Raw genomic sequence first — 15810 nt, forward strand, 5'->3', positions numbered from 1 at the left:
ATCCGCGATCTTACTAGTGGACGAAATAACTTCTGTGCGTCATATTTCCCCTTAATACTTCCTTAAGTATTCACGCTATACCGTACAACTTTAGTCAAAACCTTAATTTGAGGGCTGGCCGAAATGACGTTGGGAGGGCTCGCTGGTCCGGCAGTTGCATGGCTCGCGGCAGGATATGCCGTGGCGGCGGCGTGGATCAGCCGACGGTCCTCGCCCGGCCCGGCGCCCGCCTGCGTAGCCCCGGATAGCGCGAGCGTTCGGCCCGTGAGCGTGCTCAAGCCACTCTGCGGCGCCGAGCCTCGTCTCTACGAAAACCTGGCCACCTTGTGCAGACAGCAGCACCCCGCCTACCAGATCGTGTTTGGTGTACGCGCTGTCGACGATCCCGCCATAGGCGTCGTGAAGCGCTTGCGCGCCGATTTCCCCGCCTGCGAGATCGACCTGGTCATCGATCCCCGGGTGCATGGCAGCAATCTCAAGGCCAGCAACCTGATCAACCTCTGCGCCAGCGCGCGCCACGCATGGCTGGTGGTCGCCGATAGCGACATTGCCGTGGCGCCGGATTATCTGGCACGCGTTACCGCCCCCCTGGCCGATGCCCGGGTCGGTGTGGTGACTTGCCTGTATCGCGGCCATCCGGTCGGCGGCTTCTGGTCGCGCCTGGGGGCGGGATTTATCGACCACTGGTTCGCGCCTTCGGTGCGGATCGCCCACGCGGGCGGCTCCCGCAGTTTTTCCTTTGGCGCTACCATTGCCCTGCGGCGTGACGCACTGGCCGCAATTGGCGGGTTCGAAGCGCTCTCCAACCGCCTTGCCGACGATTTCTGGCTGGGCGAGCTGGTTCGGCGCCAGGGGCTGGAGACGGTGCTGTCGGATGAGATGGTCACCACAGATGTGACTGAATCAACTCTTTTCGATCTCTGGGCGCATGAATTGCGGTGGATGCGCACCATCCGCTCGCTCAATCCGGCTGGCTTCGCCTTCACCTTCATCACGTTCACCTGGCCAATGCTGGCGCTGGCCGCCTGGATTTCGCCGCAGCCGCTGGTGCTGGCCGCGGTGGTGTTGGGCGGGCTGGCACGCAGTTTCCTGGCTGGCGGCCTCGGCGCCGCGCTGATGGCGCCGCTGCGTGATACCTTGCTGCTCGTGGAGTGGGCGGTTGCCCTGGCCGGATCGCAGGTGCGTTGGCGTGATCGGATATTGCCGGTGCGAGACCCTCCCACAGCCGAGGCGCCGCTGCAGCCGCGCGCGCCGGCGGCGCGCGCGGGCATGGAACCTTACCAGGGTGCTGGCGTAACGCTTCGCCCCCTTCCCTTGATGACGGAGGGGACGGACAATGGCGTGCCGGAACGCCAGTCGTCCCTTTCGACAAACGGCTTGAATCCCCCGAGGCTGCTATGAAAACCTTGTTCCTCCAGGTGCCTTCCTTCGATGGCTTTGACGGCGGCGCCGGCTCGCGCTATCAAGCCAAGCGCGAGATCAAATCGTTCTGGTACCCGACGTGGCTGGCGCAGCCCGCCGCGCTGGTGCCGGATAGCCGCGTGCTCGACGCGCCCGCCGACGGCCTGGGTGTGCAGGAAACGCTGGATATCGCCGCCGGCTATGAACTGGTCATCATCCACACCAGCACGCCGTCCTTTCCCACCGATGCCAAGTTCGCGGAAGAACTCAAGGCACGCCACCCAGGGGTGATGATCGGCATGGTAGGCGCCAAGCCCGCCGTCGACCCCGGCGGCACGCTCGGCGCGAGCTCCGCCATCGATTTCGTGTGCCGCGAGGAATTCGACTACACCTGCCAGGAGGTGGCCGCCGGCAAGCCGCTCAAGGACGTGCTCGGCCTGAGCTACAAACTGCCCGATGGCTCGCAGGAGCATAACGGCCCGCGCCCGATGATCGAGAACATGGACGAGCTGCCCTTCGTGGCACCCATCTACCAGCGCGACCTGAAGATCGACAACTACTTCATCGGCTACCTGAAGCACCCCTACGTCTCGATCTATACCGGGCGCGGCTGCCGCTCCAAGTGCACCTTCTGCCTGTGGCCGCAGACCGTGGGCGGGCACCGCTATCGCACGCGCTCCCCGGAGAACGTGATCGCCGAGGTCAAATGGATCAAGGAGAACATGCCCGAGGTCAAGGAGATCATGTTCGACGACGACACCTTCACGGATTTCAAGCCGCGCGTGGAGGAGATCGCGCGCGGGCTGGGCAAGCTGGGCGTGACGTGGTCCTGCAATGCCAAGGCCAACGTGCCCTACAGCACGCTCAAGATCATGAAGGAAAACGGCCTGCGCCTGCTGCTGGTGGGCTACGAGTCCGGCGACGACCAGATCCTGCTCAATATCAAGAAAGGCCTGCGCACCGATATCGCGCGCCGCTTCACCGAGGACTGCCGCAAGCTCGGCATCATCATCCACGGCACCTTCATCCTCGGCCTGCCCGGCGAGACGCGCGAGACGATCGAGAAGACCATCGCCTACGCCAAGGACATCAACCCGCACACGATCCAGGTCTCGCTGGCAGCGCCCTATCCGGGCACCACGCTATACCGGCAGGCGGTGGAAAACGGCTGGCTGGAAGACAACAAGGTCATCAACCTGGTCAACGACAAGGGCGTGCAGCTGGCCGCGATCAGCTATCCGCACCTGAGCAAGGAAGAGATCTACCACGGCGTGGAAACGTTCTATAAGCGCTTCTACTTCCGCCCGAGCAAGATCTGGGAGATCGTGCGCGAGATGCTGGGCAGCTGGGAAATGATGAAGCGCCGCCTGCGCGAAGGGGTGGAGTTCTTCCGCTTCCTGCGCTCGCACGAGGCCTGACCCTGGCTAGCGATCCTGTGGCGTCTGATCCTGCGCGGCGTGCCCTGATCATCACCGCCGACGATTTCGGCCTGCACGGCGGTGTCAACGAAGCGGTGGAGCTGGCGCACCGCGATGGCGTGCTGAACGCCGCCAGCCTGATGGTGGGCGCGAGTGCGGCTGCCGATGCGGTGGCGCGCGCCAGGCGCCTGCCGCGCTTGCGCGTGGGCCTGCATGTGGTGCTGGCCGACGGCCCGGCCGTGCTGGCCCCGGCCGCCATTCCGGCGCTGGTGGATGCGCATGGCCGCTTCGGCTCGGCCATGGCGCGCGACGGCTTCCGCTTTTTCTTCCTGCCGCATGTGCGGCGCCAGCTGGCCGCGGAGATCCGCGCCCAGTTCGAGGCGTTCGCCGCCACCGGACTGACGCTGGACCACGTGAACACCCACAAGCATTTCCACTTGCATCCCACCGTGCTGTCCCTGATCTTGCAGATCGGCCGCGAGTTCGGCCTGCACGCCATGCGCCTGCCCAGCGAGCCTGCGGCGCCGCTGCTGCTGCGGCCCTGGCTGGCTTTGTTGCGCAGGCGGCTGGACCTGGCCGGCATTGCCCACAACGACTACGTGCTTGGCATTGCCAATAGCGGCCGCATGGACGAAGCCGCCTTGCTGGCCGCGCTGGCGGAGCTGCCGGCGGGCGTGGGCGAGATCTACCTGCATCCCGGCGTGGTCTCCGGCGCCGAGGTCGCGCCCAGCATGCGTGGCTATCGCCATGCCGACGAGCTGGCCGCGCTGCTGTCGCCCCGCGTGCGCGAGGCGCTGGAGCGCGCCGGTGTGCGTCGCGGCGGCTTTACCGACATCTTTGGCGCGCCAGGTGCCCTGGCCCCAGCATGAAGCGCCTGATCTACCTGACCGGGCTTTTGGGCATGCTGGCCCTGACGGCACTGGTGCTGCACGAAGGCGCGTCCGACATTGGCCGCATCGTCGGCCAGGCTGGCTGGCCGCTGCTGCTGCTGGTGCCCTTCCACGCCCTGCCGCTGCTGCTGGACGCGCAAGGCTGGCGGGTGTTGCTGACGTCAGCCGATCCGGATGAGTCCGCCGGCCTCGCCTTCCTGTGGTGGGTGGCCACCGTGCGCGAGGCGGTCAACCGGCTGTTGCCTACCGTGGGTGTGGGTGGCGAGCTGGTCGGCATCCGGCTGACCCGCCTGCGTATCGCGGATACCACGGCAGTGACCGCCAGCATCGTGGTGGAAGTCATGGTGACGCTGTTCGCGCAGTACCTGTTCTCCGCGCTCGGCGTGGTGCTGCTGCTGTTGGCGCTCGGTGGCGGCGACGGCCATGCCTGGGTGATCCTGGCTGGCTTGCTGCTGTCCTTGCCGGTGCCAGTGTTGTTTGCGCTCTCGCTGCGCCATAGCGCGCTGTTCGAGCGGCTGGAGGGCGCCGCGCGGCGCTTGTTCGGCGCGGACCACCGGGTGGTCGCACTGATCGACGGCGCCCGGCTCGACGCGCAGATCCGTGCGCTGAATGCGCGCCGCGGCGAATTGCTGGCCGCGCTGTGCTGGCAGTTCGCCGGCCTGGCCTTGGGCGCGGCGGAGATCTGGTTCGCGCTGTGGCTGCTGGGCCATCCCGTCCCGCTCTGGCAGGCGCTGGCGATCGAGTCGCTGACGCAGGCCGTGCGCCATGTGGCCTTCTTCGTGCCGGCCGGCCTTGGCGTGCAGGAGGCGGTGATGATGCTGCTGGGCCACCTGCTTGGCGTCGACCCGCAGGTGGCCTTGTCGCTGGCCCTGGTCAAGCGCGCGCGCGAGGTGCTCTTCGGCATCCCGGCGCTGCTGTCGTGGCAGTGGGTGGAGCTGCGGCGCTACATGGCCCCCAAGGCCGGGCCGGCCAAGGGGGCGCATCGGCACGCAGCGCCGGAACTGCCTACTTCAGGTCGCTGAACTTCCTGCCCTGCGCAACCAGGTCCTCGAGCAGCTTGGCCGGCTTGAAGTCTGCGCCGAGCGTTGCCTCGAAGTTCTTCATGGCCGCCAGCACCTTGTCCAGCCCGATCGTGTCCGCATAGCACATCGGGCCGCCCCGGTACACCGGCCAGCCGTAGCCGTTGACCCACACCACATCGATGTCGGAGGCGCGGATGGCCTTGCCTTCCTCCAGGATCTTCGCGCCTTCGTTGATCATCGGGTAGATGCAGCGCTCCAGGATCTCCTGCTCGGAGACCACGCGGCTGGTCTTGCCCTGCCTGGCGGCAAAGTCGCGGATGATCCCCTCGACGACGGGCGAGGGGATGGCATTGCGCTTCTCGTCGTAGTCGTAGTAGCCCGCGCCGGTTTTCTGGCCGCGGCGGTCCATCTCGCACAACATCTCGCGCAGCGTGGAGCTGCTGGATTTCTCGCGGATCCAGCCCAGGTCCAGGCCGGCCAGGTCGCTCATGGCGAATGGCCCCATCGGGAAGCCGAAGTTGTACAGCACGCGGTCGATGTCCCACGGCAGCGCGCCTGCGAGCACGAGTTTTTGCGCTTCGCGCTGGCGCTGGGCGAGCATGCGGTTACCGACAAAGCCCGGGCACACGCCCACCAGCGCGGCAATCTTGCCAATCTTGCGGGCCAGCTCCATCGACGTGCGGATGACGGGTTTGGAGGTCTTGTCGCCGCGTACCACTTCCAGCAGCTTCATGACGTTGGCCGGCGAGAAGAAATGCAGGCCGATCACGGATTCCGGGCGCGACGTGGCGCGGGCGATCTCGTTGACATCGAGCGCGGAGGTGTTGGTGGCCAGGATGGCACCGGGCTTCACGATCTTGTCGAGCTTGCCGAAGATGTCCTTCTTCACGTCCATGTCTTCATAGACGGCTTCGATGACCAGGTCGGCGTCGGCCAGCTTGCCGAGTTCCAGCGTCGGGGTCAGCAGCGCCATGCGCTTGTCGACCTCGGCGGCGGTGATGCGGCCCTTTTTGGCGGTGTTGTCGTAGTTGGCGCGGATGGTGCGCACGCCGCGGTCCAGCGCTTCTTGCGCGGTTTCCACGATCACGACGGGAATGCCGGCGTTGAGCATGTTCATGGCGATGCCGCCGCCCATGGTGCCCGCGCCGATGATGCCGACCTTCTTCACGTCGATGACCGGTGTGTCGGCTGGCACGTCGGGCAGGTTCCAGACCTGGCGCGAGGCGAAGAAGTAGTAGCGCTGCGCGGCGGATTGCGTGCCGTTCATCAGCTCCAGGAAGAGCTTGCGCTCGACCTTCATGCCTTCGTCGAAGGGCAGGTTGACCGCGGCCTCGATGCAGCGGATGTTGTACTCGGGCGCGTCGAAGCCACGGAACTTGCGGGCGTTGGCGCGGCGGAAGTCGGCAAACAGTTCCGGCTTGCCGCGCGCGGCTTCCACTTTTTCGTTGAGGTCGCGCACCTTGCGCAGCGGGCGCTGATCGGCGTTGACCTGCCTGGCGAAGGCAATGGCGCCGGCGCGCAGCGCGGCGTCTTCGGTCACCAGGTCGAACAAGCCCATCTCGGCGGCGGCGGCCGCGCCGATGTGGGCGCCCGAGGTCACCATGTCGAGCGCCTTGGCGGGGCCGACGATGCGGGGCAGGCGTTGTGTGCCGCCAGCGCCGGGCAGCAGGCCGAGGTTGACTTCCGGCAGGCCGCATTTGGCGGACCTGGCTGCCACGCGATAGTGGCAGACCAGTGCGACTTCCAGCCCGCCGCCCAGCGCGGTGCCGTGGATGGCGGCGACCACCGGCTTGGGCGAGCCTTCGATTGCGGCTTGCACGTCGGCCAGCGAAGGGCCAACCGGCGGCTTGCCGAATTCGGTGATGTCGGCGCCGGCGATAAAGGTCTTGCCCGCGCAGGTCAGGACGATGCCCTTGACGTTGCCGTCGGCGATGGCGCGCTCGACGCCAGCGAGGATGCCGGCGCGGACTGCGGCGGACAGTGCGTTCACCGGCGGCGAGTTGAGCGTAAGGATGGCGATATCGCCTTCCACGGCGAGATCGGCGACTGCGTTGATAGCGGTCATGGGTGTGGACTCCAGTGTGTCGGTGTGTCGTTGTGTCGGTTCAGGTGGCTTGCTGCGAGGGCTGGCGCCCGGCTCAGAAAATCTCGAACAGCCCGGCCGCCCCCATGCCGCCGCCAATGCACATCGTCACGACGCCGAACCTGGCGCCGCGGCGCTTGCCTTCCAGCAGCAGGTGGCCGCTCATGCGCGCGCCGGACATGCCATACGGATGGCCAATGGAGATCGCCCCACCGGAGACGTTCAGGCGCTCGTTCGGAATGCCGAGCGTATCGCGGATATGCAGGACCTGGCTGGCGAACGCCTCGTTCAGCTCCCAGATGCCGATGTCGCTCATCGACAAGCCATGCTGCTTGAGCAGCTTGGGAATGGCGAACACCGGGCCAATGCCCATCTCGTCCGGATCGCAGCCGGCGACGGCCATGCCGCGATACGCGCCCAGCGGCTGCAGGCCGCGGCGTTCGGCTTCCTTGGCTTCCATCAGCACCATGGCGGATGCGCCATCGGACAGTTGCGAGGCATTGCCGGCGGTGATGAAGCTGCCCTCGGCCACGCGTTGCCCATTCTTGAAGACCGGCTTGAGGGCCTGCAGGTCGGCCAGCGTGGTGCTGGGGCGGTTGCCCTCATCCTTGGCCAGCGTGACCTGCTTCTCGCTCACGGCGCCGCTGGCCTTGTCGGTGACCAGCATGGTGGTGGTGATTGGCACGATTTCCGCGTCGAAGCGGCCGGCTTGCTGCGCGGCGGCCGTGCGCTGCTGCGATTGCAGCGAGTACGCATCCTGGGCTTCGCGGCTCACGCCATAGCGCTGCGCCACGATCTCGGCGGTCTCCAGCATCGTCATGTAGATCTGCGGCAGCGTTTGCACCAGCTGCGGGTCCTGCGCGCGGTAGCGGTTGATCTTGTCGTTCTGGACCAGCGAGATCGACTCCAGCCCGCCGCCCACGGCAACCTGCATGCCGTCGACGATGATCTGCTTGGCGGCCGTGGCGATCGCCATCAGGCCGGAGGCGCACTGGCGGTCCATCGACATGCCCGACACCGTGACGGGCAGCCCGGCGCGCAGCAGCGCCTGGCGCGCGACGTTGCCACCCGTGGAGCCTTGCTGCACCGCGCAGCCCAGGATCACGTCGGCGATCTCCGCCGGGTCGATGCCGGCACGCTGCACGGCGTGCGAGATGGCGTGGGCGCCGAGTTCCTGCGCCTGCGTGTTGTTGAAGACGCCGCGATGGGCCTTGCCGATCGGCGTACGTGCGGTGGATACGATAACTGCTTCACGCATGGGAAGTCTCCTGCTGTGTTTTGAGTGAATGCCTAACCGTGGCGATGCGAAACGTCCTTGGCGATGGCCAGGAATGTCTCCAGGTCATCGCGGATCTGCTTTTTGTTGTACTTGCCTACGCTGGTCTTGGGGATGTCCCGCGTGATGGCGACGAGCTTGGGCAGCATCCACCTGGTGATCTTGCCGGTATCGACGCCGTGCACCTTCAGGAAATCGATGACGCTGTCCTCGCTGGCCTCAAAGCCGTTGCGCACGCTGACCAGCGCCAAGGGCTTCTCGCCCCATACCGGATCGGGCACGCCGACCACTGTCGCCTCATGCACGAAATCGGCCATCGCGATCAGGTTCTCCAGCAGTACCGTGGGCACCATTTCCGCGCCGCTGCGGATCACGTCCTTCATGCGGTCGGCGATGGTGATATAGCCCTCGGCATCCACCTTGGCGATGTCGCCGGTGTGCAGCCAGCCGTCTTGCCACAACTCCGCGCTTTTCTCGGGGTTGCGGTAGTACTGCCCGGTCGTCCAGGGCGCGCGCACCACGATCTCGCCGACCGTGTGGTCGTCCTGAGGCACTGGCTTGCCTTTGTCGTCGATGACCTCCACCTCCACGCCAAGAATCGGCAGGCCGGATTTGACCAGCACCGCATCGGTCTCGTCCCGGTCCAGGTGGACCATGGTCTTCTTGATGAACGAGCCAACGATGGTGGGCGCGGTCTCGGTCATGCCGTAGCCCGAACTCATGCGGAAGGTGGGGATCAGGGCTTCCAGCTTGCGCTTGAGCCCGAGCGGCAGCGCGCCGCCGCCCACGCTGACGCGCACCAGGCTGCTGAGATCGTACTTCTTCAGGTCCGGGTATTCGAGCAGCATGGCCGCGATGGTCGCCACGATGCCCACCGACGTCACCTTCTCGCGCTCCACCAGCTCGCAGAAGCCCTGTACGGTAAAGGTCCCGTGAAGCACGATCTTCTGCGCGCTATAGACCGCGACGAAAGGCTGCCCCCAGCCGTGGATGTGGAACATCGGCGTATTCAGCAGCGGCACCGCGCCTTCGCCCAGCCGCGTGCCCAGGCCATCGGCGATATCGTGGTCCGGCGTGTTGCCGATAGCGAGCTGCGCCATCATGTGGATCGTCAGCAGGTAGAGCTGGCGATGCGTGAAGGTGGCGCCCTTCGGCTGGCCCGTGGTGCCGGTGGTGTAGCACAGCGTGGCGTTCACGTCCTCGTGCAGGGCGGGCCACTCGATGGTCTCGGCCTGGCGGGCGATCAGCGTTTCGTACTCGATGATGTTGGGGATGCGGGTCTGCGGCAGCCCCGGCTTGTCCGACATATAGACCACCAGCTCGACCACGTCTTTGATCTGGTCGTAGATGCCTTCCAGCAAGGGCATCAGGGTGTCGTCGACAAACAGGATCTTGTCCTGCGCGTGCCGGATGGTGTAGACGATGTGCTGCGGGGACAGGCGGACATTGATCGGGTGCAACGTGGCGCCAATGCCTGTCACGCCGTAGTACAGCTCCAGGTGGCGGTGGGTGTTGAGCGCCATCGTGGCGATGCGCTCGCCAGGTTCGCCAGGCATGCCGGCTTGCACCTTGAGCTCGCCGCGCAGGCCGTTGGCCAGCTGGGCGACGCGCCGGTACCACTGCATCCAGGTAAAGCGGAAATACTCGCCGGTGGCGGGGTTGCGGTAGACGACGCCGATCTCGTCGGGATACATCCGCACCGGGCGCTTCATGATCGTGGTGAGCACAAGTGGGTAGTGCGTGCTGAATTCCGGATAGGTCCTGAATGTCATCCTGTCTCCTGTTGATCCCTGATCCTGTTGATCCCGATGATCCCGATGTTGGCGCTACGCGTTGCCCTCGCGCTGCGGCCGCGGGCGGCGGCGCGGCTCCTCCACCCGCAGGGCTAGCACAAAGGCGATGCTCATGACCACCATGGCCGCGACGAACACCAGCGAGAAGCGCACCCCCTGCGCCAGCATGCCGCCGAGGATCGGCCCGCACGCCATCATCGTGTAGGTGGCTGTGTCGGACACCGCCAGCAGCATCGGGCGATCGCGCCGGTTGCCGAACTCCAGCGCAAAGTTGTCCGCGGACAGGAAGTAGCCGCCAAAGCTGGCGCCCAGCCCGCAGAACACCAGCAGGAACGCGCCCAGGCTATCGCAGAGCAGCAGCGCGGCGGTGGACAGCACCCACAGCCCGATGCTGCACAGGAACACCAGCCGATAGCCGTGGCGGTCGGCCAGGCGACCCCAGATCAGGTTGCTGGTAGTCTGCGCCAGCAGGTAGGCAATGCTCAGGTAGCCCAGCGTGGCACCCGAGAGCGGCAGATGGCTACCGACATAGATGGCATAGAACGGCACGGCCATCATGCTGAACGCCACCAGCGCGCGGGCCACGAAGAAGCGCACGTAGTGCTTGTCCGCGCGCAGCAGCGCCGGCACTTCGCGCAGGCGCTGGCGAAAGCCCGATTGCACGCGTACATCGTGCAGCATCGGCTCGCGCATGCGGGTCAGCGCGGAGATGCCTAGGCTGGTAAGGACAAAGGCGGCGAGGAAGGTGGTGGCGTAGCCATTGCCGAACACATTGCCGCCAACCAGGAAACGGCCGCCCAGATAGGCCACCGCCGCCGCGATCAGCCCGCCGAGGAAATTGCGGAACGCGCTCAACGCGCCCCGCCGCTCCAGCGGAATGATCTTGGACGTGAGGTAGTTGAAGGTGACGTTCTGCACGCCGTTGAACAGGCCGAACAGCAGCAGGAACCCGGCGGCGGCAGCCAGCGCGCCGTCGCCCGAGAGCAGGAAGGCGGACAAGCCCAGGCCGAGGATCTGCAGGCGCACCAGCCAGCCCACCAGGTAGATCAGCGGCATCACGCGCTGGCGATGCTCGATCTGCGTTGCGCCCCAGATGGAGGACATCGCCATGCCGGCGTACTGCGCGCCAAGCACGCACCCCACCACCAGCTTGGAGCCGGACAGCAGGTAGATGTAGGCCGGCACGAAGGTGGGGGCGGTCACCAGCCGGAAGCCGGTCATGCCCAGCATGCCGTGGACCAGGTAGGCGCGTGCGTTGCGTGGCAGGTGCTGCTGTACGTGGGCGCGGAAGCTGTCCTCCGCCAGTGCGTGCGCATCGCCATGTCCGGCATTTGTGCCACGGGCGGCTTGCGCGGCGAGTTCCGCTTTCATGCCTGAGCGTCTCCACGCATCGCCGCTTGCGCCGCGTAGTGTTGCAGCGCCTGGTCCAGCTCGACCTTCTCCAGCGAGAGCAGCTCTGTCACCGCTTTCAGCCAGTCCGGGCGCTCGCGCGTGCACACGGAGATCGGCTGCGGCGTGTCGGAGTGCTGCGCGGCCAGCATCGCGTAGTTGGCCGCGTAGCTTGGCGGGCGCACGTCGGTTGCCAGGTCGGCGATGGCGTACGGGTCGGGCGGGCCGGTGCGCGTGGTATCCACCACCGGGATATACGGATTGCGTGCCGCGGTGCCGCCACCGGCCAGGCCGGGGCCGTCGCGCAGGATGGCGCCGCGCACCTGCTCCGGGCGCGCGCCGGCCAGCAGCAAGGCGATATAGCCGCCCAGCCCGCGCCCCGCCACGGTCGACGGGCCCAGGTGCGCCAGTGCGATATCCGCGTCCGCCATCAGGAACTCGCAGCTGTAGCCACCGCCGCGCGGAATGTCCGAGAGCCCGTGCCCGGTGAAATCCAGCGCGTGCACCGTGCCGGGCCAGCCGGCGTACTCCGCCGGCAATGTGTCCGGCGATCGCTCGCCCAGCCCGTGCAGCAACAGCAGCGCGGGCCCGCTGCCGGTCTTGAGCGGATGCAGGGCAAGGCGCAGGCGATTGTGGCGCAGGTAGAGGGTCATGAACGGAGGAAGGGCAGGATGCGTTCCGCGGTCTCTCGCGGCCGCTCGATATGGATGAAGTGCCCGGTGTCGGCCATCACCTGTACCTGGGTCGAGGGCGGGAAGTACGGCGCGAGGTCGGCCGCGGTGGCATCCCACCCCATCGGTTCGCGCTCCGTGCCGAAGATGGCCAGCATGGGAATGGGAAAGCCCGGCAGGCGGTCGGTCATCCAGCGCGCGCGCATGGGGCCAAAGCCGGAGGTGCCGATCACCGGGTCGAGCTTCCAGCGCCAGCCGTGCGCATCCTGCCGCGCGCCGAGCGCGGCCAGGTAGCACAGCCACGCATGGGCCAGCCGCGGGTTCATGCGGGCGCGCCGCCGGGCGAGTTCCTCAAGGGTGCCGGGCTTGCGTGCGAGGCCCGGGCTTTGCCGGCGCGTATCGAGCCAGCGCGTGATGATGGGCGCGGTCATCGATTTCTTGTCGCGCACGGCGCTGTCCGCGTGCGGATTGCGAAAGGGCAGGCCATCGATGGCGACAAAGCGGGTGAACCGGTGCGGCAGCGCCTGGATCGCATGCACCAGCAACGAGCCGCCCTTGCTGTGGCCGATGGCGATCAGCGGCTCGCGCGTGACCGAGTCGGCCACCGCCAGCAGGTCCCGCTCGTCCGCGACCCAGCTGTACAGGTCGGCATGCTCGGAGTCGCCGTGGCCACGCTGGTCATAAGACACCACGCGGTAGCCGGCATCGGCCAGCAGCGGCGCGAAGACATCGAAGGTCCGCGCGAAATCCATGGCGCCATGCACCAGCAGGACCGGCGTGGCGTCGATCGCGCCCCACTCATGGACGGCGATGCGGATGCCGTCGGCGCTGACGGTGCGTGAGCGATCCGGCGCCCGGGCACCCGGAAAGGCAGGGATGGCACAGCGCGGCGCGCTGCTGGCCTTGGCCTCCACATTGTCTCCTGGTTGCGCCCCACGGGCGCCGACCGGCTTGGTGTGCTTGCCGGTTTAGTGGTTACGGTATGTTCCCGGGAATGCTATCACATCGGCAGAAAATGCATGATTGGCAGCAATGGTCGGGTGTTTGGCCGTACCACGTTTTCATTTTAGGAAATGGAGTATTGACGTTGCGGGGTCGGGCTTATATAACGAATCCAAACCAAAACAAGACAAGCCAAAAAAAACAGGAGACAAGCGTGGATGACCTGGAAACCTTCCGGCAGGAGGTGCGTGCCTGGCTGGAGGCGCAATGCCCGCCCGAAATGCGGCAGCCCGTGCGCAACGAGGACGACATCTGCTGGGGCGGGCGCAAGTTCCGCTTCCTGTCCGAGGCGCAGCGCCTCTGGCTCGCGCGCATGGGGGGGAAGGGCTGGACGGTGCCGGAGTGGCCGCGCGAGTATGGCGGCGGCGGCCTCTCCCGCGAGCAGGCCAAGGTGCTGCGCCAGGAAATGCAAGCGCTTGGCTGCCGCGTGCCGTTGCAAAGCTTCGGCATCTGGATGCTTGGCCCGGCCTTGCTCCGGTTTGGCTCGGAGGCGCAGAAGCGCGAGCATCTGCCCAGGATCGCCCGCGGCGAGATCCGCTGGTGCCAGGGATATTCGGAGCCCAATGCCGGGTCGGACCTGGCCTCGCTGCAAACGCGCGCGGACGAGCGCGACGATCACTTTGTCGTCAACGGCCAGAAGGTGTGGACCTCGTACGCCGACAAGGCGGACTGGATCTTCTGCCTGGTGCGTACCGACTTTTCGGCACAGAAGCACACCGGCATCAGCTTCTTGCTGTTCGACATGGAAACGCCGGGCGTGACGGCGCGGCCCATCGTGCTGATTTCCGGCAAGTCGCCGTTCTGCGAGACCTTCTTTGACGATGTAGTGGTGCCGCGCGCCAACCTGGTGGGCGAGCAAAACGGCGGCTGGGCCATCGCCAAGTACCTGCTGACCCATGAGCGCGAGATGATCAGCGGCATCGGCGGGCGCGGCCAGCGCCCGCCGATGGGCAAGCTGGCGCGCGACACGCTCGGCCAGAACGAGCGCGGTGAAGTCGACGCGCCCATGCTGCGCGCGCAGATCGCCACCTTCGAGATCGATGAAGCGGCATTCGCCCTGGCGGGGGAGCGCGCGCTGGACCTGGCCCGGCAGGGCGAGGGCATCGCCGCGTTCTCGTCGGTGCTCAAGTACTACGGGTCGGAGCTGAACAAGCGGCGCTATGAGTTGCTGATGTCGATTGGGGGCAGCGAGGCCCTGGAGTGGGAGAGCGAGCGCAGCAACGACGGTGCCACCGCGCGCGGCTGGCTGCGCAGCAAGGCCAACTCGATCGAGGGCGGCACGAGCGAAGTGCAGCTCAACATTGTTGCCAAGCGCCTGCTCGGCCTGCCCGGCGTCTGACCGCCCCAACTCCACGCTTGAATGCTCAGGGACCGACTATGGCAATCGTATTGAATCAGACCCAGGAGATGCTGCGGGACAGCGCCCTGGCATTCCTGCGCGAAAGCGCACCCATCCCGATGCTGCGCAAGCTGCGGGACACCCGGGACAACACCGGCTTCTCGCCCGCCCTCTGGCGGGAGTTTGCCGAACTGGGCTTTGCCGGCGTGCTGATCCCCGAGCAGTATGGTGGCAGCGAGCTCGGCGTGGTGGAGGCGGGCGTCCTGATGGAGGCGCTTGGCCGCACGCTGGCCCCCACGCCGTTTTTCTCCACCGCCTTGCTGGGCGCTTCGTTGATTTCCCGCGAAGGCAGCGCAGCGCAGAAGGCGCATTTCCTGCCCGCCATCGCGGCTGGCAAGCACCTGACCGCGCTGGCGATCGACGAGGGCGCGGCGCACCGTCCGGAGCGCCAGGCGCTCGCCGCCGTGCAGCAGGACGGCGGGTTCGTGCTCAATGGCGCCAAGGTCTTCGTCATCGACGGACATATTGCCGATACGCTGATCGTGGTGGGCCGCACCAGCGGCAACGCCGACGACCGTGACGGCGTCACGCTCTTCCTGGTGCCGCGCGGCGCCGATGGCATTACCGTGGAGCGCACCGTGATGGCGGATGCCCGCAATGCCGCGCGCGTGCAGTTCCGGGATGTGCGCGTGGCGGCGGACGCGGTGCTGGGTGAGGCCGGTAGCGGCGCGGCCGTGCTTGAGCACGCGCTCGATATCGCCCGCGCGGCGCTGGCGTCCGAGCTGGTCGGCATTGCCGACGAAGCCTTCGAGCGCACGCTGCAATACCTGAAAGAGCGCAAGCAGTTCGGCAAGATCATCGGCGAGTTCCAGGCGCTGCAGCATCGCGCCGCCCACCTGTTCAGCGAGATCGAGATCACGCGCGCGGCGGTGCTGCGCAGCCAGCAACTGCTAGACGACGGCCCGGCACAGCCAATCGCGCTGGTATCCGCGGCCAAAGCCCGCGCCGGGTCCACGGCGATGCTCGCGGTGCAGGAGGCCGTGCAGATGCACGGCGGCATTGGCATGACCGACGAGTTCGAGATCGGCTTCTACATGAAGCGCGCCTGCGCCGCGCAGATCCTGCTCGGCGACACCAATTTCCACGCCCAGCGCTGGGCGATCTTGCGCGGCTACTGAGCGCCGCAACGCACCATCTTCAACCGTGTTTGCAGGCCGTCCACGCGCAGGCGCGGCGCCTGCGCTCGCCCTCGCGTTTCCCGCCGCGCGTTTGCGCCGCACAAGCGGCCCGCCACGGCGGCGCCGACCTAGGTAAATCCACTAGACATTCAAGGGTCAGTTCGGTTGTCATGAATTAGAACTATGGGTATGCTGAATGGGCTATCTGCACAAACAGCAGCTCGGTGGAAGCCTCCCAGGGATACTTCCTTGATCGCACCAGATATCGCTTGATTTACGTGTTCAGCGATGCTTGTCTGGTGTGTTTGGCGACCACGCGAAGCACCGAACAGGAGACGGCATGGTCGG

At 66.6% G+C, this 15810-nt stretch carries 12 protein-coding genes; 6 read left to right on the forward strand and 6 right to left on the reverse strand.

Annotated features, from left to right (window positions below):
• Positions 1 to 123 precede the first annotated feature (123 nt).
• Genes hpnI through AC1RQC_RS06455 form a run of 4 tightly spaced genes read left to right on the forward strand, consistent with a single transcriptional unit; the run spans position 124 to position 4731 of the window.
• On the forward strand, positions 124 to 1401 hold the full coding sequence (hpnI, locus tag AC1RQC_RS06440) for a bacteriohopanetetrol glucosamine biosynthesis glycosyltransferase HpnI (RefSeq protein WP_492371375.1): 1278 nt from the start codon (positions 124 to 126) through the stop codon (positions 1399 to 1401).
• Entirely contained in the window at positions 1398 to 2819 is a 1422-nt protein-coding gene (gene hpnJ / locus AC1RQC_RS06445; protein WP_492371376.1) for a hopanoid biosynthesis associated radical SAM protein HpnJ, read from the forward strand. Before hpnI ends, hpnJ begins: the two co-directional genes overlap by 4 nt.
• A gap of 17 nt (positions 2820 to 2836) precedes the next feature.
• The gene (gene hpnK, locus AC1RQC_RS06450) at positions 2837 to 3688 is read left to right on the forward strand and encodes a hopanoid biosynthesis-associated protein HpnK (RefSeq protein WP_492371377.1); all 852 of its coding nucleotides are present in this window, start codon (positions 2837 to 2839) and stop codon (positions 3686 to 3688) included.
• Positions 3685 to 4731 carry a lysylphosphatidylglycerol synthase domain-containing protein gene (locus AC1RQC_RS06455; protein ID WP_416051584.1) on the forward strand — a complete coding sequence of 349 codons (1047 nt, stop codon included), beginning with the start codon at positions 3685 to 3687 and terminating at the stop codon, positions 4729 to 4731. Before hpnK ends, AC1RQC_RS06455 begins: the two co-directional genes overlap by 4 nt.
• On the opposite strand, the gene AC1RQC_RS06460 is transcribed toward AC1RQC_RS06455, so the two are convergent.
• From AC1RQC_RS06460 to AC1RQC_RS06485, 6 genes are all read right to left on the reverse strand, one after another.
• Complete coding sequence (locus AC1RQC_RS06460; protein WP_492882712.1) at positions 4715 to 6796, reverse strand: 3-hydroxyacyl-CoA dehydrogenase NAD-binding domain-containing protein; 2082 nt, start codon at positions 6794 to 6796, stop codon at positions 4715 to 4717. The genes AC1RQC_RS06455 and AC1RQC_RS06460 overlap by 17 nt on opposite strands.
• A 73-nt stretch (positions 6797 to 6869) precedes the next feature.
• Positions 6870 to 8072 (reverse strand): acetyl-CoA C-acyltransferase, encoded by a 1203-nt coding sequence (locus AC1RQC_RS06465; protein WP_492809657.1) that lies wholly within the window; start codon positions 8070 to 8072, stop codon positions 6870 to 6872.
• Positions 8073 to 8104: 32 nt separating this feature from the next.
• Positions 8105 to 9862: a long-chain-fatty-acid--CoA ligase gene (locus AC1RQC_RS06470; RefSeq protein WP_492809659.1), complete on the reverse strand. Its 1758-nt coding sequence runs from the start codon at positions 9860 to 9862 to the stop codon at positions 8105 to 8107.
• A gap of 54 nt (positions 9863 to 9916) precedes the next feature.
• On the reverse strand, positions 9917 to 11254 hold the full coding sequence (locus AC1RQC_RS06475; protein WP_492809661.1) for an MFS transporter: 1338 nt from the start codon (positions 11252 to 11254) through the stop codon (positions 9917 to 9919).
• Positions 11251 to 11925, reverse strand: coding sequence for an alpha/beta fold hydrolase (locus AC1RQC_RS06480; RefSeq protein WP_492809663.1), 675 nt, complete (start codon positions 11923 to 11925; stop codon positions 11251 to 11253). Before AC1RQC_RS06480 ends, AC1RQC_RS06475 begins: the two co-directional genes overlap by 4 nt.
• Complete coding sequence (locus AC1RQC_RS06485) at positions 11922 to 12857, reverse strand: alpha/beta fold hydrolase (protein ID WP_492809665.1); 936 nt, start codon at positions 12855 to 12857, stop codon at positions 11922 to 11924. The genes AC1RQC_RS06480 and AC1RQC_RS06485 overlap by 4 nt, the downstream gene beginning before the upstream one ends.
• A gap of 242 nt (positions 12858 to 13099) precedes the next feature.
• On the opposite strand from AC1RQC_RS06485, the gene AC1RQC_RS06490 reads away from it, so the two are divergent.
• Complete coding sequence (locus AC1RQC_RS06490) at positions 13100 to 14284, forward strand: acyl-CoA dehydrogenase family protein (protein WP_492809667.1); 1185 nt, start codon at positions 13100 to 13102, stop codon at positions 14282 to 14284.
• Between the two features lie 50 nt (positions 14285 to 14334).
• Positions 14335 to 15462 (forward strand): acyl-CoA dehydrogenase family protein, encoded by a 1128-nt coding sequence (locus tag AC1RQC_RS06495; protein WP_492809669.1) that lies wholly within the window; start codon positions 14335 to 14337, stop codon positions 15460 to 15462.
• The last annotated feature ends 348 nt before the right edge of the window (positions 15463 to 15810 follow it).

The organism is Cupriavidus sp. GW822-FHT03E04, from assembly GCF_058801495.1.